This is a genomic window from Marinobacter sp. V34 (genome assembly GCF_055524115.1).
Genome location: NZ_JBUPZY010000008.1, coordinates 172,448 through 197,928 on the forward strand (window position 1 = coordinate 172,448; position 25,481 = coordinate 197,928).

Sequence of the window (25,481 nt, forward strand, 5' to 3'; positions counted from 1 at the left end):
GATTATTCTTCCAGGTAGGTATAGCCGCCAAGTCCGTTTTCCAGTTCCTCCAGCAGGCTCGTCTGTTCTTCTTCCGGCAGTCCGCTGGTGGCAAATTTCTGCTGGTAGGCCCGTAGCAGGGCGGCAGGTTCGAAGTTCACGTACTGCAGCACCTTGGCCACGGTATCGCCATGAATTGGCTCGCTCACGATATGACCGCCGCCGGCATTGCGTCGTACATCCACCGAGTGGGTGTCGCCAAACAGGTTGTGCATATCACCGAGGATTTCCTGGTAGGCACCGGTCATGAAAAATCCCATCAACATGGGTTCTTCCGGCGCCTCTTCGGGCAGCGGGAAGGTGGTTTCGACGCCCTGGCCGTCCACGTACCGGTCAATGCGCCCATCGGAGTCACAGGTAATATCCTGAATGACCGCGCGACGGGTGAGAGGGCGATTCAGCCCGTTCACCGGCATGATCGGGAAAATCTGATCGATCCCCCAGACGTCCGGCAGCGACTGAAACAGCGAAAAATTCACGAAGAGTTTCTCCGCCAATTTTTCATTGAGCTCGTCGATGATTTCCCGATGCGCCCGGTTGGCGGAATTCAGCTGTTTTCTCAGAGCCCGGCAGCAGGTGGTATAGAGGGTTTCCGCCCGGGCCCGGTCCATCAGTGACAGCAGGCCATGAGCGAACTGGGTGTGGACATCCGCCATGGCGTGGAGAACATCGTGGTAGATCTCAGCCAGGGAACGGCGCGATTCCTCATCCCGCAGGCTCTCCAGGTCGCGCCACAGATCCTGCAGCGGTGCTGGGGTATCGCTGGCCGGTTGTTCGGGCGGTCGCGTGTCGGGCACTTCCCGATCAATCACATTGGTCACAAGCACCGAGTGGTGAGCCGTCAGCGCACGGCCGGATTCACTGATCAGGTTGGGATGGGGAATGTCCGCCCGATCGCACTCCGATTGCAGGATATGAATCACGTTGTAAGCGTATTCGTGCACACTGTAATTCATCGAGCAACTGCTGCGTGAGCGGGTGCCCTCGTAGTCCACGCCGAGCCCGCCGCCGATATCCACCGTGCCCACGGGCGCACCCATGTGGCGTAATTCACTGTAGAAACGGGCGCACTCGCGCAGCCCGGTCTGGATGTCACGGATATTGGCAATCTGCGACCCCAGGTGAAAATGCAGCAACTGAAGGGATTCCAGGGCCCCGGCACGGCGCAGGGTCTCGACCACATCCAGCACCTGGCTTGCGGACAGGCCGAATTTCGACTTCTCACCGCCGGTGTTCTGCCAGTTGCCCTTGCCGATGGTCGCCAGCCGTGCGCGCACACCAATCAGTGGTGTCACTCCCAGACGGCGGGCTTCCTCGAGGATGAGCGGCAACTCGGACTGTTTTTCAACCACAATGAAGACCCGGTGCCCCAGCTTCTGCCCGATCAGCGCCAGCCGGATGTATTCGCGGTCTTTGTAGCCATTGCAGACAATCACCGATTCCTGCTGGCGCGACAGTGCCAGAACCGCCATTAACTCCGGCTTACTGCCGGCTTCCAGGCCAATCTGGTTGTCGCTGGCGGCCGGTTCGGCGCAGAGCAGTTCCTCAACCACCCGGCGCTGCTGGTTGACCTTGATCGGGTAGACGGCTGTGTAGCCTCCCTGGTAACCGTGTTCATGGGCCACCTTGTTAAACGCCCCACACAGCTTGTTGACCCGATCATGGAGAATATCGGTAAAGCGGATTAACACCGGAAGCTGGACGCCCTCACGGACCAGGGAGCGGGTAAGCTCAGGCAGGTTGATATCCTCGCCGCTGTGCCCCCGGTCGGGCCTTATCAGGACCTCGCCACGGGCATTCACATCGATATAACCATCGCTCCAGTGGGCAATGTTGTACACCTTGTGGGCGGCGCTGAGGGTTGGTTCGCTCATGGGGTTTTCCTGTGCTGAATCCGCAGCCGGCAACGGGCCGGCCTATGGCGCTCATTGTATGGATTCCACCGCCCCGCTAAAAGAACAACACCCGAAAAACACCGCCCAGAGGCAATGATAGTCCTTTAGGTGTGGTGGCTACGCACCTACAATAGCTTCAATACGAACAGGCTCAACGCGTACATCCGGAGACACGACATGACTGCACTGAACGACGGCTGGTTTACCGAAATATTCCAGGACCAGGGAACCGCCTTTTCCCTGCAGGTAAAGAAGAAATTGCACGAAGAACAAACCGACTTCCAGAAACTGGAAATCTGGGAAACCGAAACCTTCGGCAACCTGATGGTGCTCGACGGCTGCGTGATGCTCACCACCCGTGACAACTTTCTTTATCACGAAATGATGACTCATCCAGCCCTGTTCACCCATAAAGACCCGAAAAAAGTCGTCATCGTTGGCGGTGGTGATTGCGGTACCTTGAAAGAGGTTCTCAAGCACCCGGGCGTGGAAGAGGCCTGGCAGGTGGAAATCGACGAGCGTGTGACCCGTCTTTCGGAACAGTATTTTCCCGAACTCTGCGAATCCAACACTGATCCTCGCGCCAACTTCTTCTTCGGCGACGGCATCCAGTGGATACGCGATGCGGTGCCAGGAAGCCTCGACGTCATTATCATTGACAGCACTGACCCGGTCGGCCCCGCCGAAGGCCTGTTCGCCCTCGACTTCTATCGTGACTGCATGATCGCCCTGCGAGACGGTGGCATCATTGTCCAGCAGAGCGAATCGCCGCTGCTGCACACCAACACCATCATCAAGACCATCCACGACGAGATGAAAACGGCCGGTTTCGACCATGTTCGCACCCTGCCGTTTCCGCAACCGGTGTACCCCACCGGCTGGTGGAGTTGCACCATGGCGGGGAAAGAAAAGCCGGTGGTCTATTTCCGTGAGGAAGACGCCGGCCAGCGGCCGTTTGTGACCCGGTATTACAACGCCGACATCCACCGTGGGGCATTGGCTATGCCGCAGTTCATGGTGGATGCCCTGGAAGATGAGGTGATGTCGAGCGAACGGTAGAGGAAACAAAAAAGAGGGGCGCCCGCAGGCGCCCCTCTTTTGATCCAGTGTCAGCTGATATTACTTGCTGCTGACAAACTCCGGATAGGCTTCCATACCACACTCAGACAGATCTACACCTTCGTACTCTTCCTCTTCGGTTACCCGAATGCCCATGACCGCCTTGAGGATGCCCCAGACAATCAGGCTGGTCACGAAGACCCAGATGAAGATGGTCAGCATGCCGACCAACTGACCCATGAAGGTCGCGTCCGCGTCGGACAGCAGTACCGCGAAGATACCCCAGATGCCGACCACGCCGTGTACCGAGATGGCACCGACCGGGTCATCAATACGCAGCTTGTCGAGTGTCACGATTGAGAACACCACGATGATGCCGCCGATGGCGCCGATAATGGTTGCCAGCAGAGGTGAAGGATCAGCCGGTTCGGCTGTGATTGCCACCAAACCAGCCAGGGCGCCGTTCAATGCCATGGTCAGGTCAGCCTTGCCGAACATGATGCGAGCCACAATCAGGGCGCCGATCAGGCCGCCAGCAGCTGCTGCGTTGGTGTTCAGGAACACGTTGGCGACTTCGTTGGCCACACCGATGCCACCGAGCTTCAGGGTAGAACCGCCGTTGAAGCCGAACCAGCCCATCCACAGGATAAAGGTGCCCAAAGTTGCCAGCGGTAGGTTGGCACCTGGAAACGCCTTGATCTGGCCGTCCGCACCGTACTTGCCTTTACGGGCACCCAGCAGCAGCACACCGGCCAGAGCCGCAGCAGCACCTGCCATGTGGACGATGCCGGAGCCGGCGTAGTCGCTGTAGTTCAGTTCGAACATGCCGAAGACAGCGTCGCCGTTCCAGGTCCAGGAGCCCTGCATCGGGTAGATGAAGCCACACATGACGACGGCGAAAGCCAGGAAGGCCCAGAGCTTCATGCGCTCGGCCACGGCACCGGAAACGATGGACATGGCGGTTGCAACGAAGACAACCTGGAAGAAGAAATCAGAAGCCCCGGCGTATTCACCCATCTCACCAAAACCGGCTTCGTTGGAAGCAGCAAGGACTCCGGCAATCGCCGCATCGTCCATTTGAGCGACCGTGGTAACGCCGCTGAGGAAGAGACCGCCACCGTACATTATGTCGTAGCCGCAGATGAGGTACATCGTGCAGGCAATGGCAAACAGGGAGACGTTCTTGGTCAGGATTTCAGTGGTGTTCTTTGCACGCACCAGGCCGGCTTCAAGCATTGAGAAGCCTGCGGCCATCCACATGACCAGGGCACCGCAAATAAGGAAGTAGAAGGTATCCAGCGCATACTGGAGTTCAAAAATGTGATTGAGATTGCTTTCCATGTGAAGCCCTCCGCACGAGGCTTTTCAGGTTATAAGTTTTTTGCGTTGGCAGTCTGGTAAGTCAGGCGTTGATCAAACCGCTTCTTCGCCGGTTTCCCCGGTTCTGATTCGGATGGCCTGTTCCAGCTCGGTCACGAAAATTTTGCCGTCACCGATTTTTCCGGTGTTGGCTGCCTTGGTGATGGATTCGATGACCTGGTCGAGGAGGTTGTCGCCGATCGCAACTTCAACCTTGACCTTGGGCAGAAAGTCCACCACGTATTCTGCGCCACGGTAGAGCTCGGTATGGCCCTTCTGGCGACCGAAGCCTTTGACTTCAGTGACGGTTACGCCTTGTACGCCAATCTCGGATAGTGCCTCACGGACATCATCCAACTTGAAAGGCTTGATGATCGCTGTCACAAGTTTCATTGCTTTCTCCTTGATAAAGCCGTCTCAACATCTGGAACTCTTGGGCCTGTTGTTGAGGTCGGGATGCTGCCACCTCGCACACCAATTGTGCGGATTGCGTACAAGGCTTTTAGCATCGGGTGTGCCAACGCAAAAAATAACAATATTATCAGTATCTTGAGTATATTCTGATCCAAAATGGATCGTCAGGCCGCACCATTTAGGGGCTTGCCTGCCATAAGCGAACCATAATGATGCACGAACTCTGTGCGAGCATTACGGCCTGCCTCGGCGACATTATACTGTCGACGGCCACAGTATGGCAGGGGAGGCATTAGTGTTACACTCCGAAGCGTCGTTCAGGCACGACCAAAAGCCCGCCCAGGGCGTGGTTTAGTCAAACGCAGCTATTTTGACCGGTGATTTTTTGAGAGGTGATTCGTGAAAGGTCCGCAGGATTTCTTTTCCCAGCTTCAGGGACAGTTCGGCCAGTTCGTTCCCGATATGGCCCGTGCCGCGCGCGAGGACTTTGAAGCTCAGGCCCGCGCAACGGTGATGACGGTTCTGTCGCGCCTTGAACTGGCCACCCGTGAAGAGTTCGATGCCCAACAAGCTGTACTGATGAAAACCCGCGAAAAGGTCGAGGCGCTGGAAAAGCGCGTGGCTGACCTGGAAAAGCAGTTCCCGAGTAGCTGACAGGCGGGAGGCCCGTCAGGCGGCCAGGCCGCTATTACCTATAACCATGGAAGGTTGTCATGTTTGCCGTTGTCCATACCCGCGCCAGTATTGGCGTTTCTGCACCCTCCGTTACCGTTGAAGTCCACCTGTCAGGCGGTCTGCCGGCGCTGTCCATTGTCGGGCTTCCCGAAACGGGGGTTCGTGAAAGCAGGGAGCGTGTTCGCAGCGCATTGATGAACGCCGGCTTTGAGTTTCCCGCCCGCCGCATCACCATCAATCTGGCGCCCGCTGACCTGCCGAAGGAAGGTGGACGTTTTGACCTCCCCATCGCTCTTGGCATCCTTGCTGCTTCCGGGCAGATTCCGGCGGAAAGCCTCGCGCAGTACGAATGCGTGGGCGAGCTTTCCCTTGATGGTGCACTCAGGCCGCTGAAAGGCGTGCTGCCGGCGATACTGGCAGCACGCAAAGAGGGGCGTCGGTTGCTGATTCCCCAAGCCAATGCCGCCGAAGCCGCCCTCGCCAGCCAGGACGATGTGTTGCCAGCTGGCCACCTGCTGACGGTCTGCGAACACCTGTGTGAGCGGGCGAGGATTTCCCCGGTACCGCCAGCGGTGCCGGAAACGGGCGTGAATAACGCTCCGGACCTTGCGGATGTGCATGGCCAGAGTGTACCGCGGCGGGCGCTGGAAATTGCCGCCGCTGGCGGGCACAACCTGTTGATGTTTGGCCCGCCAGGCACTGGTAAGAGCATGCTTGCCAGCCGCCTGCCGGGTATTTTGCCGCCGTTAACCACTGAATCTGCGCTTGAGGTAGCAAGTATCCACTCCGTGGCCGGCCTTCCCGTGCGGGACGGAGAGTGGTGTCGGCCGCCGTACCGCGCGCCCCATCATACCGCCTCGTCCGTTGCCATGGTTGGTGGCGGCGGTAGCCCGCGCCCCGGAGAAATCTCCCTGGCGCACCGCGGCGTATTGTTTCTCGACGAACTGCCGGAGTTCGAGCGCCGGGTGTTGGAAGTGCTGCGAGAGCCTATGGAATCCGGCGAGATTGCCATCAGCCGCGCGGCGAGGCAGGTGACCTTTCCAGCCCGCTTCCAGGTAGTGGCGGCCATGAATCCTTGCCCGTGTGGCTATCTGGGGCACCCGTCGATTGAATGCCAGTGCACACCTCCGCAGGTGCTCCGTTATCGGGCAAAGATATCAGGGCCATTGCTGGACCGGTTCGACCTGCATGTGGAAGTGCCGGTACAGAGCGGGGAGGTACTGATGAAGCATAATGGCGGAGGAGAGGCCAGTACGGTTGTTCGAGAGCGGGTGTATCAGGCCCGTGAGCGGCAGATGCAGCGTGGGTTCGGGAATTCTGCCTTGAGTGGTGGTGAACTCAAGGCGCACTGCCGCGTGGATGCTGCAGGCGAGGCCATGTTGTCCGCTGCCATGGAGCGTCTGGGACTCTCTGCCAGGGCATTGCACCGTATACTGCGGGTGGCGCGGACCCTGGCAGATCTGGACGGCTACGACCACATTGGCAATGGTCATCTGGTCGAGGCGCTGGGCTATCGCAAACTGGACCGACAGCAGACCCGGAACGCGCAGGTTTCGGTATAGTCCGCTGGGTGGCCTCTGGTAAACTGTTGCCATAACCCATTGAAGGAAAACCGCACAGGGCGGTTGAGGACGTCAGATGACCGATCACAACGATGTTTCCGGCGATTCACCCGTGACGACCCGCCGTGGCGTACGCAGTTTCGTGCTACGCCAGGGGCGGATGACCGAAGGCCAGAAAAAGGCCTACGACCGCAGTTGGCCCAAATACGGCCTGACCCGTGAACAGGGCATGATTGACCCACGCCAGATCTTTGGGCGGGACAACATGCTTAACCTGGAGATCGGGTTCGGTATGGGCAAGTCCCTGGCGGACATGGCGGAAGCGGCACCGGAGCAGGACTTCATCGGCGTGGAAGTACACCTGCCCGGGGTAGGCGCCCTGCTGAAAGAGATTGAAGACCGGGGGCTGGAGAATGTTCGTGTCTACGCCATTGACGCCAACGATGTGATCGACCGGTGCCTGCCCGATGCGGCGCTGGACCGGGTGATGGTGTTTTTCCCGGACCCATGGCACAAGAAGCGTCACCACAAACGCCGTTTGATTCAGCACGAATTTGTCCAGCGCCTGCGCCACAAATTGCGTGTGGGCGGGATCCTGCACTTGGCCACCGATTGGGAAAACTACGCCGAACACATGATGGAGATCATGGGAGAGTCCGAGGGCTTTGCGAATTCACAGGACATCGGTGAATATTCGCCGCGTCCGGAGGATCGCCCGATCACCAAGTTTGAGAAACGGGGTGAGACTCTGGGGCACGGCGTCTGGGATCTGGTATTTTACCGCACCAATTAGGCTGCCGGGTACGCTAACAGGTGGCGCTATTCGTGGGCCAGAGGATGGCGCCGGGCGGCGCGAATGATTACCAGCCCGGCACCACCCAGCATCAGGCCGGTGAATTTCACCAGTGCGCAGAGCGTGGCGGACAGGCTGACCATATCCGTGGGCGGGTCCATGTTATTGAGTAGCAAAATGTTTTCCGTCAGATCGCCGGCTCCCGCAGTTACAAACAGGGCTTTCACCCAGCGTGCCACGTTACGCTCCCTGACGCCCGGTCGGTCCAGCATCAGGTGATTGGTCAGGAAAATCAGCGTGGCCAGGTAAGCCGGTACAAACAGGAAGTCCAACCAAAGGGATATCTGTGCCCATAGCATGCCGTCCTGTCGCCAGCTGCGCAGTATGGCCATGGACTGGTCCGCCGTGGCGGCCATCTGGAAGCTGACGATGCCCTGGGGAGCTGAGCCAGTCTGCAGGGGCTGATTGACCACCACCAGGATCAGCAACAGGGCGGCCGTAGCCGCCAGGCTCAGGCTGAGCCGTTTGGGCAAAAGGGTCATAAGGCGCGGCAGTGACATCAGAGGAAGCGCTCCAGCAGACTGTTCAGATAACGCTGTCCGAGTTCCGTTGTCTGTATCCGTCCCGGTTTCAGCATGTTTTCTTTTCTCAATTCTTCAAGTTTTACCGCAACTCTGCTCAACGGTAAACCTGTACGTTCTGTGAACAGGTTTTCTGGCACTCCGGACGTCAACCTCAAGGCGTTCATCAAAAACTCCAATGGTCGCTCTTCCAGCTCGACCATTTGGCTGCCGGCGGTGCGGCTGCCTATGCGGTTCATATAGGCCTCGGGTTGGCGAGTTTTCCAGAAACGCCGAATATCGCCGTTTTGGAAGGTGACCTTGCCGTGGGCGCCCGCACCCAGCGCCAGGTAATCCCCGAACATCCAGTAATTCAGGTTGTGGCGGGACGCCATTCCGGGCCGACTCCAGGCGGATACCTCATAGTCTGTAAAACCCTGCTGATGCAGGTAGTCGGCCCCCTGGCAATAGATTTCCCAGAGGTGGTCGTCGTCGGGCAGTTGGGGCGGGCGGCTGTAAAACTCGGTGTTGGGCTCCAGGGTCAGTTGATACCACGACAGGTGTAGGGGTTGCCACGACATGGCCGCCTGCAAGTCATCCAGGGCGTCTGCCGGTGTCTGGCCTGGCAGACCATGCATCAGGTCCAGGTTGAAGTTGTCGAATCCGGCGTTGCGGGCTGCTTCAATGGCTTTGTGGGCCGCCATGTCGTCGTGAATACGCCCCAGCGCTTTCAGTTGCATGGGGTTGAAACTTTGAATGCCCAGCGAAAGCCGGTTTATCCCGGCGTCATGAAAGCCGTTGAAGCGGGCTTGTTCTACCGTGCCCGGGTTGGCCTCCAGTGTGATCTCGGCGCCGTCGGCAAACGACAGGTGCGTACGCAGCCGGTCGAACAATATGTTGTAGAAGTCCGGCGACATTAACGAAGGCGTGCCGCCGCCTATGAAGACGGTTTGGATGGGGCGCCCCTGGATTAATGCGAGGTCACCGGCAAGGTCCTCCATGATCGCATCAAGATAGCCGGCTTCAGGAATGTCGCCGGTCAGTGCGTGGGAGTTGAAGTCGCAGTAGGGGCACTTCTTCACGCACCAGGGCACGTGAATGTAAAGGCTTAGCGGGGGCAGGGCGCTGACCGCTGTGTCATCCGGCGGGGCCATGGTCACCCGGCCTCTTGCCCCAGTTGATTCAGAAGCAGAGTCAGTGCGCGCCCGCGATGGCTTATGCGTCCCTTCTCCGCACGGGACAGCTCGGCGGCACTGGTGCCTGTGTCCGGTACCAGGAACACCGGATCGTACCCGAAACCACCGTCACCCCGGGGTTCTGGCAGAATGCTTCCCGGCCAGCGACCATGGCAGATCACCGGGGTGGGATCATCGGCATGGCGCAGATAAACCAGTACGCAGTGGAACTGAGCTGTGCGACGGCCTTCAGGAACGTCCTTCAGCGCGTCGAGCAATGCCCGGACATTGTCCTCGTCGCTGGCCGTGTCACCGGCGTAACGAGCTGAACGGACGCCGGGTGCGCCGCCCAGAGCATCAACTGCCAGGCCGGAGTCATCCGCAAGGGCCGGCAACCCGGTGATGCGGGCGGCATGGCGCGCCTTGAGGATGGCGTTCTCCACGAAGGTGACGGCTGGTTCCTCGGCCTCGTCAACGCCCAGTTCGCCCTGGGCTACGGGCGCCAGCCCGAGGGGGTCGAGCAAGCCTGCGAGTTCGGCGATCTTGCCCTTGTTGTTGCTGGCGATTACCAGTCTGTTGGTGGCGTTGGTCATCAGTCGTTAAACAGTGTGTGGGTGAATCGGATGGGCAGATCCTGTCTGGCACCCGCGGGACGGGTGGTGATCTGGAAGGTCATTAACTCGGCGTTGCTGTACTGGTATTCGGCGATGAAATAGACCGCGTTACCTTCCTGGATGCGTCGAAACGCCAGGAACCGGGCCTGCTGGATATCGTTCATAACCTTGCCTTCCACCTGGCCCGATACCGGTTCCAGGCCGCCATCCTCGGTTTCCCTCATGATTGATATGTTGACGATACCAATACCTCGGCTGCGATTGAGGTTGTTCTCGCGGGCAATTTCAGGTGCCAGGAAGGTGCTTGGAAAAACGCTCCAGTGCACCTCGAATTCACCAAAGTCCTTCGAATCAGCATGGCTTTGACTAGTGAAGAGCAGGACCAGGCACGCCAGTGACAACAGCGCCTGCCAGTGATTACGACTCTGTGTGGTCATGATTTCTCCCGGGTTATCCGGTAAATGGCAATCTGCCCCAACATATTGGGCCAAATACGGCTGAGCCAGCGATCCTGGTGCTCGCCATCCACCACCGTGCGGTTCAGTATCCGGAAGTCCTTGCGGTAGCACAGGGCTTCAAAATCCTTGAAGGTGCACAGGTGGATGTTGGGGGTGTTGTACCATTTATACGGTAGCGTTTCGGATTCGGGCATGCGACCCCGTCGCATCAGGAACCAGCGCAATCGCCAATAGGCGAAATTTGGGAAGGTCACGATCCCCTCGCGACCGACTCGAAGCATTTCGTCGAGGACCATGTCCGGGCGTCGAACGGCCTGCAGGGCCTGTGTCATCAGCACCGTATCAAAGGAATGGTCTTCGAAATTACCCAGGCCCTGGGTGTCCAGGTTCTGCTCGATGACGGACACCCCACGACCCATGCAGGTGGTGATATGGTCCGGATTGATCTCCAGGCCAAACCCCGTGGCCTGTTTTTCCCGCTGCAGATAGTCCAGCAGGGTGCCGTCGCCGCAGCCCAGATCCAGTACGTGACTGCCAGCGCTGATCCATTGCTCGATGATTTTCAGATCTGTTCTCATGCGCCCACCTCCCGTGCAACTCTGTCCATGTAGGAATGGAAGATGGCGGTGTATCGCGGTGTTGGAATCAGGAAGGCGTCGTGGCCCCAGGGCGCGTCGATTTCCGCGTAGCTGACCTTGCGGCGGGCCGCGATCATGGCATTCACCAATTCCTCGGACCGCGCCGGGGTAAACCGCCAGTCGGTGCTGAATGACACTACCAGGAATTCGCAGCGCGCCTGGAGCAGGGCCTTTGCCAGGTCGTTGTCATGCTCATAGGCCGGATCAAAGTAATCCAGTGCCCGGGTCATCAGCAGGTAGGTGTTGGCATCGAATGACTCCGAGAAGCGCTCGCCCTGGTAACGGAGGTAGCTCTCTACCTGGAACTCTGCGTCGTAGCCGAACTTGTAGGCCTGATCCCGGAGTTCACGGCCAAACTTCTCACCCATGGAGGCATCGGAAAGGTAGGTAATGTGGCCAACCATGCGTGCCAGCATCAGGCCCCGGCGCGGCAACGTGTCGTGCTCATAGTAACGGCCGTCGTGGAACTCACGGTCGGACGTGATCGCCTGTCGTGCCACCTCGTTGAAGGCAATGTTCTGGGCACTCAGGCGTGGGGTGGAGGCAATAGTTACGGCATGCCGCAAACGGTCCGGGTAGTCCAGGCTCCATTGAAGAGCCTGCATCCCGCCGAGGGAGCCCCCCACCACGGCGGCCCAACATTCAATGCCGAGCCGGTCGGCCAGCAATGCCTGGCTGTGAACCCAGTCGCGTACTGTGATCACCGGGAAATCCGGGCCGTAGGGTTGGCCTGTCTGAGGATTGGTGCTACCGGGCCCGGTGCTGCCATGGCAGCCGCCCAGATTGTTCAGGCTGACAACAAAAAAACGGTTGGTATCAATTGGCTTGCCGGGGCCGATGCAGCTGTCCCACCAGCCCGGCTTGCGATCTTCCTTGCTGTGATAGCCGGCGGCATGGTGGTGGCCGCTGAGGGCATGACAGATCAATATCGCGTTCGTGGCATCCGCATTCAATTTGCCATAGGTTTCAATCACCAGATCATAACTCTCCAGCGTCTGATCGCAGGCGAGAGTGATCGGTGTATCGAAGTGCAGTGTCTGTGGGGTGACTATCCCGACAGAATCCGTTGGCAAGGGATCGGGCATTGGCGCGACAGGTTCCTGATTCAGTCCGTATTATCTGGAAGACGTTTCAGGCAAGGGCCGGGCGAAAACCTGCGTGTGAGTGCAGGCCAAACTGCTATGGCCAAGCGATTGCCAGCCAAGCAGTTTAAAGGCCGGCCTGCATGGCTGCAACCGCCATTTCCGGCGCCGGTCAGACCGCGCCGGAAATGTTGACCACCTTCTGCTGGATCAGGGTGGGTGCCGGTTTGCGGATTTGCCGCTGCATGGCGTCGGCGAGTTCAAGCTGGCGCGTCAGATCGCTGATGGTGTTCTGCAGTCGTTCACGTTCGGCCCGGCCGTCGCGGTTGGTGCGAACCATGTCCCGCAGGCGGCGGATCTGGTGCTCCAGCAGCTGCTTCTGTTCCATGGAGTATTGCATGATTGGCAACAACGCTTCCGACGGCCAGCGTTCGACATCGGCCCGTACGCGCAGATGCAGTGTTCGAGCTTCGCCCACCATCACGTTAAAGAAGCGCCTGACCAGCAACGACTGCTCCGTCAACAGGTTTTTGGGGCTGATGCGGAAGCGTTTTGCCTTCTTGCGCAGTTCGCGAATGGCAATAACGTGGCGACCTGCTCGCAATGGTATCGGTTCCAGGTGACGGGCTCGGGTGTCTTCGTTGTAGCGGCGATAGATGGCGCTAACCATCTTCTCGGCCAGCCTTCCCTCACTAAGAAGATTGGTCAGGTCGTTTTCCAGCAGTTCGAAGAACTGATCCATGCTGTGGTTCATGCCTGCGGTGGTCCAGCTCTTCGACATCTTCTGGCGGATTTTCTCAGCATGGGCCTCAAACCGGTCCTCGCTGACCAGTCCCTTGAGCATCTCGCCCTGGGAGTCCATCAGCCGGCGGCTGGATCGGAGCGTGATCAGCTTCTTGTAGTAGAAGTCGTAGTCCCGCTGTGCGCGGTCAGCCAGGCGCCGTAGGGCGTCTTTGTCCATGGTTGCGCCAGAACAGGCTTGCAGCTCTTCTTCGAGCGCATCCAGCCGGTTCTGCATGGCGGCCTGACTGTTTTGCAGCATACCCAGCAGGTCGTTGATCAGGCTCTGGGTGATCAGCTGTTCCTTATGCATCAGGATGCGCTGGATAATCAGCTGTTCCAGTTGGACGAGGTTGGAACGTTCAAGCAGTTCTTCGTTGCCCTTGACCCGGGCCAGCAGCCCTTGCTTGGCGGACAGCGGTATCACGTCGTTCTGGCGCATGCCGAGATGGTCGGCGGTGTAGCTGCGCACCCGGTCAATGGCTTCCTGGGTGTGCTTCTCGCCCTGGAGGTCATCCCAGAGCACGTCAATCTTGTTGAGAACCGCAAAGCGCCCGGCACGATGGTCAGCGTGCTCAGTGTCGATGTGGTCCTTCCAGATCGTCATATCGCTGGCGGTGACGCCGGTATCCGCGCTCAGCAGGAAGATAATGGCGTGGGCGCGAGGCAACATGCTGATGGTCAGTTCCGGCTCCGAGCCAAGGGCGTTGAGGCCTGGGGTGTCCAGTATGCGCAGGCCGCGTTCAAACAACGGGTGACGGATGCTGATCTGTGCGTTGCGCCAGGCCGGGACCACAACGTTGCCGGGCTGGTTGCGGTCGTGTTCCAGCATGTCCTCGTCGAAGCCCAGTTTGCGGGCTTCCTGCGGGGTGACGCTTTTTACGCGGGCTACTTCCGCCAACACTTCCCGCATGATTTCCGGATCACGCTCGTCCAGATCGTGTTTGACCCAGCGCTCGGGCTGTTTGCGCAGCTGTTGGAGTGACAGCTCGCCGGTTCGGGTTTCGATAGGGAGCAGCAAAAGATAGTTGCTGTTTGACGTGCGGTCGAAGAACAGTTCGGTCGGGCACATGGTGGTGCGGCCCGCCTGGGATGGCAGCATGCGCTGGCCGTATTCTGAAAAGAAGAGGGCGTTGATCAGTTCCGTCTTGCCACGGGAATACTCACCCACGAAAGCAATGGTGAGTTCATCTTCGATCAGCAGCTCAAGGCCGTGACGAATGCGGTTGCTGACATCGTCTGAAAACAGGTTGTTGTCCTGCAGCCACAGGCGGTAGCGACCGATCTGCCTGATCAGTTCTTTTTTCCAGCCGTGGTAGGCCTCTACCTGCTGCGACAGGGTTCCTTGCTTGTTCATCGGACCATCCTTCTGCGCGACTTCCGGGCGACTGCGTTGGATCTTGGTTGGTTAAAGTTGTGCCAAAAATATAGCTAATGTTACCGCATTGGCGCGGCAATTCCGCGTGGGGGATCGCGGGTCTGTATAGCGGGGCGACGTGTGGGAGGCAAAAAATGCAGCTGATTCAGATAGATGAACCAGCTGCGGGTAAGAGTAGTTTATTGTCCTGATATGTAACGGAATGTGTTTTTGAGAGGTGGTCTACATTCCGACGATGGAGCCCATGCCGGCGGCCACCTTCATGTGGTCGATTACCACCGAAACCACGTTGAGGATCAGGAACACGATAATCGGGGACAGATCCAGGCCGCCCATGGATGGCATCACATTTCGCACGGGGCGCATCACGGGTTCGGTAATCTGGGCAACCAGTTGGATAGCAGGGTGGCCGCTTTGTGGCGCAATCCAGCTGACGACCACGACCGCAATGACGGACCAGAAGTAGATCTTAACGATCAGATCAAGAACGTTAAGGATAGCCCAACTGAGCAGGGTGAGAGGGTTGATCGCCGGTATGCTGCTGTTCAGGGCCACAAGAATGAGGAAGAAGGTGATCGCCTGGATGATGACCGCTAGCACCAGGGCCGCGCCGTCGATACCGCCCCAGCCGGGAATAAAGCGGCGAAGCGGGCGCAGCAGCGGATTGGTGGCTTTGACCACGAACTGCGAGATCGGATTGTAGAAATCCGCCCTGGCCAGTTGCAGCAGGAAGCGCAGCAGTACGATCGTCAGGTAAAACGTCGAGGCAATGAGCAGAATGGTGATCAGAATGTCAGCCAGCATGAAGCCGTGTCTCCCGTTATCGGTTACTGTTTGTTGGCGAGTTCTTTGGCCATTTCCCCGGAGCGCTTGTAAGCGGCAGAGTAGGCCTTCTTGACCAGATCTCGCATGCCACCTTCTTCAAAGGTCTGGATGGCCTGTTCCGTGGTGCCACCGGGAGACATGACGTTGCGTTTGAGCTGGCCAGGGTCGTGTTCGCTGCGTCCTGCCATTTCGGCAGCGCCAGCCATGGTCTGGATTGCCAGCGCGCGGGCGGTGTCACTGGCGATGCCCGCATCGGTAGCCGCTTCTTCCAGTGCTTCCAGCATCAGGAAGAAATAGGCGGGGCCGCTGCCAGACAGTGCGGTGACTGCGTGCAGTAGTGACTCATCTTCCACCCAGAGGGCCGAGCCAATGCTGTTAAAGACCGACTCCACCATGGCCTTCTGTTTTTCTTTGACCTGATCGTTGGCATAGAGGCCAGCGGCCCCTTTGCCGACCAGCGACGGCGTGTTAGGCATCACGCGTACCAGGGGGAGGCCGCCGCCAAGCCATTCGTCCAAGGTGGATGCTTCCAGTCCTGCGGCGATGGACACCATTAGCGGGCGGGTGTTCTGCACAACCGGCGCGATGTCGGCACAGACGCTTGCCATAACCTGTGGTTTAACCGCCAGAACCACCATGTCGGCCTGCTCGGCGCAGTAACGATTATCGGTGGTGACGCTGACACCAAACTGTTTACGGATGGATTGAAGATGGTTGTCATCGGGGGCGCTGACCCAGATGTTGGCGGCCTTGAAGCCGCTGTCCAGCATGCCACCGATGATGGCGCTAGCCATGTTGCCGGCACCGATAAACGAAATCGTTGGTGATGTGCTCAAGGTTCACTCCACGTTTGGATCAGTAGTGGTCAGTTGTCAGTCTGCCGGTGATGATAACAGGATCTGAGGCTGTCAGCCTCCGGTTACCGAGGCCCGAACAGAGCGGTACCGACTCTCACCCAGGTTGCGCCTTCCTCAATGGCCATCTCAAGATCGCCGGACATGCCCATGGAGAGGGTGTCCAGCGGGCCGCAGCCAGGGGCTTCCTGGCGCATCTGTTTAAGCGCATTGGCCAGCTTGCGAAAGCTTGAGCGCAATTCCGCCTCGGGCTGGTCCGGGTCCGGAATCGCCATCAGCCCCCTGAGCGAGAGGTTTGGCATCTCTTCGATGGCATCTGCCATATCGATGAGGTCCTCCAGGGCGCAGCCAGACTTGCTCTCTTCATTGTTGATGTTCACCTGAAGGCAGACATTCAACGGCGGGAGAGCGGGGGCGCGCTGATCGTTCAGGCGCTGGGCGATTTTGAGTCGCTCAACGCTGTGTGCCCAGGCAAACGTCTCGGCAATCTGGCGGGTCTTGTTGGACTGAATCGGGCCGATAAAGTGCCACTCGATGGCGTCCAACTCCTGCAACTCGCCCATCTTGTCCAGAGCTTCCTGAACGTAGTTTTCACCAAACGCTCGTTGGCCGGCGCTGTAAGCCGTGCGAATCTCGTCGGCCGGGCGCGTCTTGCTAACTGCCAACAGGTGCACGGAACTCGCGCTGCGACCGGCCTTCAATGTTGCTTTTTGTATGCGTCGGGTTACGCTCCCGATGTTGTCTGCTATGCTGCTCATAGTGCGAATCCGCCGATTCCGGTCAGTCTCTGATACGCTGACACGTTACCCGCAGGTCACTGAAATGCCAAGTGAAGCCGTTCAGGGCCAGTGACCGGAGCCGGCGTATACCGGGATAAAAGAAAAAAGCCTTCCGAGGACCCCTATGGATATTACTGAACTGCTTGCCTTTTCGGCCAAACAGGGCGCATCAGACTTGCACCTGTCTGCCGGCCTTCCCCCGATGATCCGTGTTGACGGCGATGTTCGCCGAATCAATCTTCCGCCGATGGAACATAAAGAAGTCCATGGGCTGATCTACGACATCATGAACGACAAGCAGCGCAAGGATTACGAAGAATTTCTGGAAACCGACTTTTCCTTTGAAGTGCCTGGTGTTGCCCGCTTCCGTGTCAACGCGTTCAACCAGAACCGGGGCTCCGGCGCGGTCTTCCGGACCATCCCGTCAAAGGTACTGACGATGGAAGACCTGGGCATGGGCCAAGTGTTCAAGGACATCGCCTCTGTGCCCCGTGGCCTGGTGCTGGTGACCGGCCCGACGGGCTCCGGTAAGTCCACAACGCTGGCGGCGATGATCGACTACATCAACGACAGCCGTTACGAACACATCCTCACCATTGAGGACCCCATCGAATTCGTGCACGAATCCAAGAAATGCCTGCTGAACCAGCGGGAAGTGCATCGTGACACCCTGGGCTTCAACGAAGCCCTGCGCTCGGCACTGCGGGAAGACCCCGACATAATCCTGGTCGGCGAGCTGCGGGACCTGGAAACCATACGTCTGGCGCTAACCGCCGCAGAAACCGGCCACCTGGTGTTCGGCACCCTGCACACCACCTCGGCGGCAAAAACCATCGACCGCGTGGTGGACGTGTTCCCGGCGGAAGAGAAGTCTATGGTTCGTTCGATGTTGTCAGAGTCGTTGCAGGCGGTTATCTCCCAGACCCTGATGAAGAAAATGGGCGGCGGCCGGATTGCGGCCCACGAAATCATGATTGGCACCTCGGCGATCCGTAACCTGATCCGCGAGGACAAGATCGCGCAGATGTACTCGGCAATCCAGACCGGTGGCTCCCTGGGCATGACAACCCTGGACCAGTGCTTGGAAAAACTCTTGAAGAAAGGCCTGATTTCCCGCGAAGCCGCGAGAATGAAGGCAAAAATGCCGGATAATTTCTAAACTTTGTAGAAGGCTCGGCAAAAGTTCGGAGGGTGTCGGGCAGTGCCTGTTCCAGGGACGTCAAAAACATGGATGTTTTTGTCGAGCGCACATGGACGTGTTCACAGCGTGCCCTGGAACAGGCGCTGCCCGACACCCAAAGCACCGAAAGCCAGAAACACAGGTAAAAAGATCATGGAATTCGAAAAACTGCTCCGTTTGATGGTGGACAAAGGCGGCTCCGACCTTTTCATTACTGCCGGTGTGCCACCCTCCATGAAGGTCAACGGCAAGGTCCTGCCTGTCACCAAGAATGCATTGACGCCGGAGCAGACGAGGGAGTTCGTCTATGGCGCCATGAACGACAAGCAGCGGGCCGAATTCGAAGAAAGCCACGAGTGCAACTTCGCCATCAGTGCTCGAGGCATCGGCCGTTTCCGTGTTAGCGCCTTCTTCCAGCGTAACCTCTGCGGCATGGTACTGCGGCGGATCGAGGTGAAAATCCCCCAAATTGATGACTTGGCTCTGCCGGAAATCATCAAGGATCTGGCCATGACCAAGCGCGGCCTGATCATGTTCGTGGGCGCCACCGGCACCGGTAAGTCCACCTCACTGGCGGCCATGCTCGGGCATCGTAACCGCAACAGCCGGGGCCACATTATCTCCATTGAGGATCCCATCGAATTCGTCCACCAGCACCAGGGCTGTATCGTGACCCAGCGAGAAGTGGGCATTGATACCGATAGCTTTGAAGTGGCGCTGAAGAACACCCTGCGCCAGGCGCCGGACGTGATCTTGATTGGTGAGGTGCGTACCCGACAGACCATGGAATACTCGGTGCAGTTTGCTGAAACCGGCCACCTATGCCTGGCGACCCTGCACGCCAACAACGCCAACCAGGCGCTGGACCGGATAATCCAGTTCTTCCCGCCGGAACAGCACAACCAGATCTGGATGGACCTGTCCCTGAACCTCAAGGCCATCGTCGCTCAACAGCTAATCCCAACGCCGGACGGGCAGGGGCGCAAAGCCGTCATCGAAGTGTTGGTCAACACGCCATTGGTTGCAGACCTGATCCGCAAGGGCGAAGTGCACCGCCTTAAGGAGCTGATGTCCAAGTCCAACGAGAGCGGCATGCGTACCTTTGATCAGGCGCTTTATGAACTCTATGCCGAAGGCTCCATCACCTACGAGGACGCCCTAGCGCACGCGGATTCTGCCAACGACCTGCGCCTGATGATCAAGCTGGGTGCCGATTCCCAGGGTGCCGACAAGCTGGCTTCCAGTGTCGACAAGTTGTCGATCCAGGACGATTGATCGGGAATTAGACTAAAGTAGTAACAGATTAGGATTCCGAATCAGTAGTCATGGCATTTGAGGCCATTGGCCCGCGGTGCGTATACTCCGTCCCGACGATCATCCAGGGGGATTTATGCGCAAAAACAAAGTATTGCCCGGCTCTGTTATCCGAATCGCGATAGCATCGGCGTTGGCGACACCCGCCGCAGCGCTGGCTGGCGGTTTCTCGCTTAATGAGCAAAGTGCCAGTGCCATGGGCGTTGCCAACGCCGGTACCGCCGCTAACCCAGAGAATGCCACCACGGTGTTCTTCAATCCGGCCGGCATGAGCCAGCTTTCCGGCACCAATATGTCATTCGGTGCTGCCGTTCTGGATATTGATGCCGAGCTCAAGGAAGGCACTGGCAGTGCCGTCCGCGATGACGGCCGTCCCGTCGCCGGTGGAAACGGTGGTGACATCGCCGACCCGGCCGCCCTCCCCAATTTCTACATGACCCACGAAATCAACGACTGGCTGGACGTGGGCTTTGGCCTGCATGCCCCCTATGGCCTGGCGGCGGATTATGAGAACGACTTCAAAGGGCGCTTTTTTGCGGACAAGACCGAGCTGACCGCCATCGCATTCAGCCCGTCCATTGCCGTCAACGACGGTAACGGATTCTCCATGGGCGCGGGCGTCAATGTGATCTATGCCGAAGGCCGGCTGACCAAATTCCAGGACTACAGTGGCACCGAAGCCCGCTTCGGATTGCCGCCTGGAACATTGGAAGACGGCTATGCGGATATCGAGGGCGATGACGTTGCGCTCACGTTTGCCTTCGGGATGCTTTGGGAAATCTCGGAGCAGACTCAGTTTGGCATCTCTGCCCAAACCGGAACGGAGTTGGAACTGGATGGCGAGGCAGAAGTTCGCAATTATCCGCAGGGTAGCCTTAGTGGCGGTGGTCTGGTGTTCAGCCAGTCCACGGTCACCGAAAAGGTCACGGTTCCGCTAGACATTCCGGAGAGCATTACCTTCGGCGCCCGTCACCGGCTGACCGATACCGTGACATTGCTGGCAGGTGCTACCTGGGCCAAGTGGAGCCGGTTTGAGGCACTGGATGTGGTCAGTAGTGAGGAGGATGGTCCCATCTCCTCGCAGGCGGGGCCCGGCCTGGGTGATGAGCGCCTGGTGACGCACGTCTCCGAAAACTGGAAAGACACCTGGCAGGCCAATGTTGGTGCCATCTGGCAGGCCACCCCTGAGTGGGCGTTCAAGGCCGGCTATGCCTGGGACGAATCGCCAGTGAACGACGATTTCCGTACGGCTCGAATTCCATCGGGTGACCGCGACTGGGTCACGTTGGGTGCGCAGTATGCCGATGCCCGCTCAGGCTGGACGGTAGATGTCGCGGCCGGCATGTTGCTGTTCGACGATCAGGAAGTGAACGAACAGAACTATGACGTCAACGACGAGCCCATGCCCGGTGCGGCACGCTATCGCGGTACCTATGAACTTGACGCCTGGAGTGCAGGTGTGCAGGTCAGTAAGCAGTTTTAAGTAGTGCGTTGAGGGGTGCACAGCGCCCCTCAACCGATGACCTGCCCGCGATAGATAACCTTTTTCTTTCTTGCCCTTTCTGCTTCCGTTTCGGAGGCACTACCGTCGCCCCTTGAGGTTTCCTCGGCAATTTCCTGTCCGCGATACATGCGCTTCGAGTTATCGGTGTCGTGCAGATCCAGGTGGGGAATCTGGGGTTTGAGCGTTTCCCAGGTGCGGATGAGATGGGCTGAGCGGGTTTTGCTGGCATAGTCTGCCAGGTGCTGTTCCAGGTGCTCTTCCGTGAGATGCAGCTTTACCCCGAACTCAGACTGGATTAAACGGCGACATTGGTGAACCAGTTTCAGTAAACCAGGGTTCATAAGCCAACTGCGCTCAGAAGCCAGAGAAGTCATGGTGAGTGCCTCGGGTAGAAAGTGTCACAACATGGCCCCGGTGTACACTCATGTGAATCCGCGGCCGACCCTCTCAAGGCTTGCGAATTTCGTGCCGTTTTCTGCTGTTGGGTCTAGTGCCGCCGTTGCTGTGAACGTCGGGGTGAGAGAGCAAGAAGGGTGATGTGTTTTGGGGCGGAAAGCGCTTTCCCGCCCCAAAATGGAACTCCGGACAGGAAGGTTCAGTGGGCTTCGTCCCAGTTATTACCGACACCAGCCTCCACCAGCAAGGGCACATCCAGTGCCGCCGCGGCAGACATCCGCTTCTCGAGGCCTTCTCGAATCTTTTCCACGGCGGATTCACGCACTTCCAGAATCAGCTCGTCGTGAACCTGCAGGATCATCCGGGCATCGTCCTGATGGTTTTCCTGTAGCCAGTCCTCAACGCTGACCATGGCCCTTTTAATGATGTCCGCTGCAGTTCCCTGCATGGGGGCGTTGATGGCGGTGCGCTCGGCGGCCTGTTGCATCTGTTTGTTACGGGCATTGATTTCCGGCAGGTACAGGCGGCGGCCGTAGAGGGTTTCCACGTAACCGTCGTCGTGGGCCTGCTTGCGGATGTTGTCCATGTATCTCAGCACGCCGGGGTAGCGCTCGAAATAACGGTCGATATACTCCTGGGCCTGATGGCGACCCACGTCCAACTGGCGGGCAAGCCCGAACGCGGACATACCGTAAATCAACCCGAAGTTGATGGCCTTTGCGCTGCGGCGTTGGTCACCGGAGACGTCGTCGACGGCTACGCCAAAGACCTCAGCAGCCGTTGCCCGGTGAATATCCTCGCCCTTTTCAAACGCCTTGAGCAGCCCCTTGTCACCCGACAGGTGCGCCATGATGCGCAGTTCAATCTGTGAGTAATCCGCTGCCAGCAGCTTGTAACCTTCAGGCGCCACGAACGCCTGACGAATGCGCCGGCCCTGTTCGCTGCGGATGGGGATGTTTTGCAGATTGGGTTCCGAGGATGATAACCGGCCAGTGGCTGTCACTGCTTGGTGGTAGGAAGTGTGAATCCGGCCAGTACGATGGTGAATCAATTCCGGCAGGGTATCGGTGTAAGTGGATTTGAGCTTGCTCAGGCTGCGGTGTTCCAGGATCAGCCGGGGCAGGGTGTGCTCATGAGCCAGTTCCTGCAATACGGGTTCCGCTGTGGACGGGGCGCCTTTCGGGGTCTTCTTCACCACCGGCAGCCCCATCTTGTCGTAGAAAATGGCCTGGAGTTGCTTGGGCGAGCCCAGGTTGAAGCTTTCGCCAGCTTCCTCGTGAGCTTCCTTCTCGAGTTCTGCCATACGCTCTGCCAGTTCCTGGCTGTGCTGGCGCAGCGTGCTGGCACTGATCATCGCGCCCCGTTGCTCCATGCGGGACAGTACTGGCACCAGTGGCAAGTCGATGTTTTCGTACACTTCCTGCAGCCGGCCGGTTTTTTCCAGTTGCGGGCGTAACACCTGATGCAGTCGTAGTGTGATATCGGCGTCTTCCGCCGCATAGGGCCCCGCCTGCTCCAGATCAATCTGGTTAAAGGTCAGTTGCTTGGCGCCCTTGCCGGCGATGGATTCGAAGGTGATGGTCTGCTCGCCCAGGTATTGCATAGCCAGCGAGTCCATGTCGTGACGAGATCCTACGGAATTGAGCACGTAGGACTCCAGCATGGTGTCTTCCGCAATGCCTTTCAGGTTGATGCCATGGTTGGCCAGCACATTCTTGTCGTACTTGAGATTTTGGCCGAGTTTGGATTTTTTCGGGTCTTCGAGCAACGGCTTCAGCTGCTCCAGCACTGTGTTTCGGTCCAGTTGTTCCGGAGCGCCCATGTAGTCGTGGCCGAATGGTACGTAGGCGGCTTCGCCGGGCTCGATGGCAAAAGACACGCCAACGACATCGGCATCCATATAACGCAGACTGGTGGTCTCGGTATCAAAGGCGAACAAGGGTGCCTTGTTGAGGCGGTCAATCCAGCTGTCCAGTTCCGACTGATCGGTCACTACCGTGTATGTCTTCTCTTTGGTGACGGGGTGGTTGCTGTTGTCGCCTGCGTTGTCAGTGCTTTTTCCATCGTCTGAGTCGCCGTTTTCGAGTTCGGCAATCCAGGACCGAAGCTCGTACTCCCGAAACAGCTCCAGCAGCTGGCCATCATCCTGGGTCCTCAGCTTTAGGTCTTCCAGCCCGAACTCAAGATCTACGTCGGTCTTGATGGTGGCCAGTTGGCGACTGAGCGGCAGGGTTTCGGTCGCTTCCCGAAGGTATTCGCCAATTTTGCCTTTGACCTCGTCCGCATGCTCAATGATGTCATCCAGGTTGTCCCAGGCCTGTAACCATTTAACGGCGGTTTTGGGGCCGCATTTGTTGACCCCCGGAATGTTGTCCACCTTGTCGCCCACCAGCGCCAGGTAGTCCACGATCTGATCCGGGCCAATGCCGAATTTCTCGACCACGCCGTCGCGGTCCATGCGGGTATCCGTCATGGTGTTGATCAGGGTGACGTGATCGCTCACCAACTGCGCCATGTCCTTGTCGCCAGTCGACACCACCACATCAATGCCCTTGCTGGTGGCCTCGTGGGCCAGGGTGCCGATGACGTCGTCGGCTTCCACGCCACTGACGATCAGCAGGGGCAGCCCCATGGCCCGAACCATATCGTGGATTGGCTGGATCTGAGTAGCCAGATCGTCCGGCATGGGTGGACGGGTGGCCTTGTAGTCTTCGTACAGATCGTTGCGGAAGGTCTTGCCCTTGGCGTCGAACACCACCACCATTTTTGAGCCCGGAAAATCCTGTTCCAGCTTCCGGATCATACTGATAACACCCTTTATGGCGCCCGTGGGGTGCCCCTTGCTGGTCATCAGGGGTGGCAGGGCATGATAAGCGCGGAACAGGTATGACGAACCATCTACAAGAACCACCGGCGGAGTCTGCTGTTGTGTCATATCAAAACGGATCCGGATTCTGATTGAAGCGTTGATAGGCTTGTGCAACTCTGACGTCAACGGTGTGCATTTCCCGTTTGTCAGCGTGATGATGCACGTCTCTAAACAGAACCGAAGAGTACCATGAAAATGAAACGTATCGCTTGCTCGGGTCTTGTGTTGGGTGTGCTCTGCGGGCCTTTGGCGGCCCAGGAGGATATCGATGTTGTACAGACACCCAGGGAGCCCCTGGTGGTGTCTGATTACCAGCCATCCGCCAACGGGGCACAGATAGTGATTCGCCCGGGTGAGAGCGAGGTATTCTACGAATACCGGGTGAATGGCCAATTGGTGGAGATCAAGGTAGTGCCGGAAGTCGGTCCCGAATACTACCTGGTACCAGCGGATGGCGGTGGCTGGATTCGAGAGAACGAGACCGACATGCTGGTGCCCAGTTGGGTCATCTTCAGATGGTGATCGCTTAAATCAGGTCGACAGTGATCGCATCGGAACGTCGGCTTTCCAGTCCGCTGTCGTCGAGGGCTGTGATGCTGAATTCATAGGCGCCCGGCGGAAAATTCTCAAGCGGGTAGCGGGTATTGCCATTACCGGGCAGTGATATGACCTCGTAACTATCTTTGTGTCGCAGACGATAATAAATGCGGTAGCCGCTGATGTTGCTGGCATAGAGGCGTGAGCCGTCTTCCCGGGTGAGCGGAGCCTCCCAGTGCAGTGTGGGAGGGGTGGCCAACCCTTCGTTAGTGTTGGACGTATCTTTCAGCACCGGCTCAGGCTGCCCGAGGGTGTCCCGAATGGATGAAACGGCATCACCCAGCCTTTGTTCCGATGCTTCGTTGGCTTGGCTTGAGGCAGCCCTTGATGCCCCGGAATCTTCCTGGCATCCGGCCATGATGGCCAGCGCCAATCCGGCAACGACCATTTTCCACAGCCGCCCGTGGCCCGCAGCGTTCCGGCTCAGTTCTTTACCTGGCATGGTGTTTCTCGCAATCCGTTTGTCAGTGCGTTATTGGTGCTGTTGTTACTGTAATTGGGATACGTCAAAAGCGAGGCCTGAATAAAACGGGGAGACGGGCGTTCTCAATTCGAGGCGCAAAGTATGCCGAATCTGAGGAAATCATCAAGTGAACAGTCGGTAAATTCCGAAATGACTCCGAGCCCTTTGGTGGTCAGTAAATCGGGGGTTGGTTTTAGTATGAACATTCTAATTTTTGGC

General features: G+C 58.2%; 24 protein-coding genes. 8 read left to right on the plus strand and 16 right to left on the minus strand.

Annotated features, from left to right (window positions below; translation table 11 throughout):
- Positions 1-2: 2 nt before the first annotated feature.
- A complete protein-coding gene (gene speA, locus AC0B60_RS14400; RefSeq protein ID WP_465086524.1) occupies positions 3-1,913 on the minus strand; it encodes a biosynthetic arginine decarboxylase in 1,911 nt (636 codons plus the stop codon).
- A gap of 198 nt (positions 1,914-2,111) precedes the next feature.
- On the opposite strand from speA, the gene speE reads away from it, so the two are divergent.
- Positions 2,112-2,993 (plus strand): polyamine aminopropyltransferase, encoded by an 882-nt coding sequence (gene speE, locus AC0B60_RS14405; protein ID WP_465086525.1) that lies wholly within the window; start codon positions 2,112-2,114, stop codon positions 2,991-2,993.
- Between the two features lie 60 nt (positions 2,994-3,053).
- Here speE and AC0B60_RS14410 read toward each other — a convergent pair whose 3' ends face one another.
- On the minus strand, positions 3,054-4,334 hold the full coding sequence (locus AC0B60_RS14410) for an ammonium transporter (RefSeq protein ID WP_465086526.1): 1,281 nt from the start codon (positions 4,332-4,334) through the stop codon (positions 3,054-3,056).
- 72 nt (positions 4,335-4,406) lie between these two features.
- Positions 4,407-4,745, minus strand: coding sequence for a P-II family nitrogen regulator (gene glnK, locus AC0B60_RS14415; protein WP_004578958.1), 339 nt, complete (start codon positions 4,743-4,745; stop codon positions 4,407-4,409).
- Positions 4,746-5,165: 420 nt separating this feature from the next.
- On the opposite strand from glnK, the gene AC0B60_RS14420 reads away from it, so the two are divergent.
- The 3 genes from AC0B60_RS14420 (at position 5,166) to trmB (ending at position 7,796) form a co-directional block, all read left to right on the plus strand.
- Entirely contained in the window at positions 5,166-5,420 is a 255-nt protein-coding gene (locus AC0B60_RS14420) for an accessory factor UbiK family protein (RefSeq protein ID WP_465086527.1), read from the plus strand.
- Between the two features lie 59 nt (positions 5,421-5,479).
- A complete protein-coding gene (locus AC0B60_RS14425) occupies positions 5,480-7,003 on the plus strand; it encodes a YifB family Mg chelatase-like AAA ATPase (RefSeq protein ID WP_465086528.1) in 1,524 nt (507 codons plus the stop codon).
- A 76-nt stretch (positions 7,004-7,079) separates the two neighbouring features.
- A complete protein-coding gene (gene trmB, locus AC0B60_RS14430) occupies positions 7,080-7,796 on the plus strand; it encodes a tRNA (guanosine(46)-N7)-methyltransferase TrmB (protein ID WP_007154277.1) in 717 nt (238 codons plus the stop codon).
- A gap of 26 nt (positions 7,797-7,822) precedes the next feature.
- On the opposite strand, the gene AC0B60_RS14435 is transcribed toward trmB, so the two are convergent.
- The 10 genes from AC0B60_RS14435 to AC0B60_RS14480 form a co-directional block, all read right to left on the minus strand.
- On the minus strand, positions 7,823-8,356 hold the full coding sequence (locus AC0B60_RS14435; protein ID WP_465086529.1) for a hypothetical protein: 534 nt from the start codon (positions 8,354-8,356) through the stop codon (positions 7,823-7,825).
- Positions 8,356-9,510: a radical SAM family heme chaperone HemW gene (gene hemW / locus AC0B60_RS14440; protein WP_465086530.1), complete on the minus strand. Its 1,155-nt coding sequence runs from the start codon at positions 9,508-9,510 to the stop codon at positions 8,356-8,358. Before hemW ends, AC0B60_RS14435 begins: the two co-directional genes overlap by 1 nt.
- A gap of 2 nt (positions 9,511-9,512) precedes the next feature.
- Positions 9,513-10,124 (minus strand): RdgB/HAM1 family non-canonical purine NTP pyrophosphatase, encoded by a 612-nt coding sequence (rdgB, locus tag AC0B60_RS14445; protein ID WP_465086531.1) that lies wholly within the window; start codon positions 10,122-10,124, stop codon positions 9,513-9,515.
- Positions 10,124-10,582 (minus strand): DUF4426 domain-containing protein, encoded by a 459-nt coding sequence (locus AC0B60_RS14450; RefSeq protein WP_465086532.1) that lies wholly within the window; start codon positions 10,580-10,582, stop codon positions 10,124-10,126. The genes rdgB and AC0B60_RS14450 overlap by 1 nt, the downstream gene beginning before the upstream one ends.
- Positions 10,579-11,181, minus strand: coding sequence for a methionine biosynthesis protein MetW (gene metW, locus AC0B60_RS14455; protein WP_465086533.1), 603 nt, complete (start codon positions 11,179-11,181; stop codon positions 10,579-10,581). The genes AC0B60_RS14450 and metW overlap by 4 nt, the downstream gene beginning before the upstream one ends.
- The gene (gene metX / locus AC0B60_RS14460) at positions 11,178-12,326 is read right to left on the minus strand and encodes a homoserine O-succinyltransferase MetX (RefSeq protein WP_465086534.1); all 1,149 of its coding nucleotides are present in this window, start codon (positions 12,324-12,326) and stop codon (positions 11,178-11,180) included. Before metX ends, metW begins: the two co-directional genes overlap by 4 nt.
- Before the next feature lie 169 nt (positions 12,327-12,495).
- A complete protein-coding gene (locus AC0B60_RS14465; protein ID WP_465086535.1) occupies positions 12,496-14,460 on the minus strand; it encodes a dynamin family protein in 1,965 nt (654 codons plus the stop codon).
- Between the two features lie 243 nt (positions 14,461-14,703).
- The gene (locus tag AC0B60_RS14470; protein ID WP_036203140.1) at positions 14,704-15,285 is read right to left on the minus strand and encodes a YggT family protein; all 582 of its coding nucleotides are present in this window, start codon (positions 15,283-15,285) and stop codon (positions 14,704-14,706) included.
- A gap of 23 nt (positions 15,286-15,308) precedes the next feature.
- The gene (proC, locus tag AC0B60_RS14475) at positions 15,309-16,142 is read right to left on the minus strand and encodes a pyrroline-5-carboxylate reductase (protein WP_465086536.1); all 834 of its coding nucleotides are present in this window, start codon (positions 16,140-16,142) and stop codon (positions 15,309-15,311) included.
- 83 nt (positions 16,143-16,225) lie between these two features.
- On the minus strand, positions 16,226-16,918 hold the full coding sequence (locus AC0B60_RS14480; protein ID WP_465086537.1) for a YggS family pyridoxal phosphate-dependent enzyme: 693 nt from the start codon (positions 16,916-16,918) through the stop codon (positions 16,226-16,228).
- A gap of 145 nt (positions 16,919-17,063) precedes the next feature.
- Between AC0B60_RS14480 and AC0B60_RS14485 the strand changes: the two genes are divergently transcribed.
- From AC0B60_RS14485 to AC0B60_RS14495, 3 genes are all read left to right on the plus strand, one after another.
- Positions 17,064-18,098 (plus strand): type IV pilus twitching motility protein PilT, encoded by a 1,035-nt coding sequence (locus AC0B60_RS14485; RefSeq protein WP_027830795.1) that lies wholly within the window; start codon positions 17,064-17,066, stop codon positions 18,096-18,098.
- Between the two features lie 174 nt (positions 18,099-18,272).
- Positions 18,273-19,394 carry a PilT/PilU family type 4a pilus ATPase gene (locus AC0B60_RS14490; protein WP_465086538.1) on the plus strand — a complete coding sequence of 374 codons (1,122 nt, stop codon included), beginning with the start codon at positions 18,273-18,275 and terminating at the stop codon, positions 19,392-19,394.
- A gap of 115 nt (positions 19,395-19,509) precedes the next feature.
- Positions 19,510-20,916, plus strand: coding sequence for an OmpP1/FadL family transporter (locus tag AC0B60_RS14495; RefSeq protein WP_465086540.1), 1,407 nt, complete (start codon positions 19,510-19,512; stop codon positions 20,914-20,916).
- 29 nt (positions 20,917-20,945) lie between these two features.
- Here the strand turns inward: AC0B60_RS14495 and AC0B60_RS14500 are convergent, their stop codons facing one another.
- Positions 20,946-21,311 (minus strand): hypothetical protein, encoded by a 366-nt coding sequence (locus AC0B60_RS14500; RefSeq protein WP_465086541.1) that lies wholly within the window; start codon positions 21,309-21,311, stop codon positions 20,946-20,948.
- 221 nt (positions 21,312-21,532) lie between these two features.
- Positions 21,533-24,268 (minus strand): DNA polymerase I, encoded by a 2,736-nt coding sequence (gene polA / locus AC0B60_RS14505; protein WP_465086542.1) that lies wholly within the window; start codon positions 24,266-24,268, stop codon positions 21,533-21,535.
- Positions 24,269-24,397: 129 nt separating this feature from the next.
- Here polA and AC0B60_RS14510 point away from each other — a divergent pair, with 129 nt between their 5' ends.
- Positions 24,398-24,724 (plus strand): DUF2782 domain-containing protein, encoded by a 327-nt coding sequence (locus AC0B60_RS14510; RefSeq protein ID WP_465086609.1) that lies wholly within the window; start codon positions 24,398-24,400, stop codon positions 24,722-24,724.
- A gap of 4 nt (positions 24,725-24,728) precedes the next feature.
- On the opposite strand, the gene AC0B60_RS14515 is transcribed toward AC0B60_RS14510, so the two are convergent.
- Entirely contained in the window at positions 24,729-25,241 is a 513-nt protein-coding gene (locus AC0B60_RS14515) for a fibronectin type III domain-containing protein (RefSeq protein ID WP_465086543.1), read from the minus strand.
- Positions 25,242-25,481: the final 240 nt, after the last annotated feature.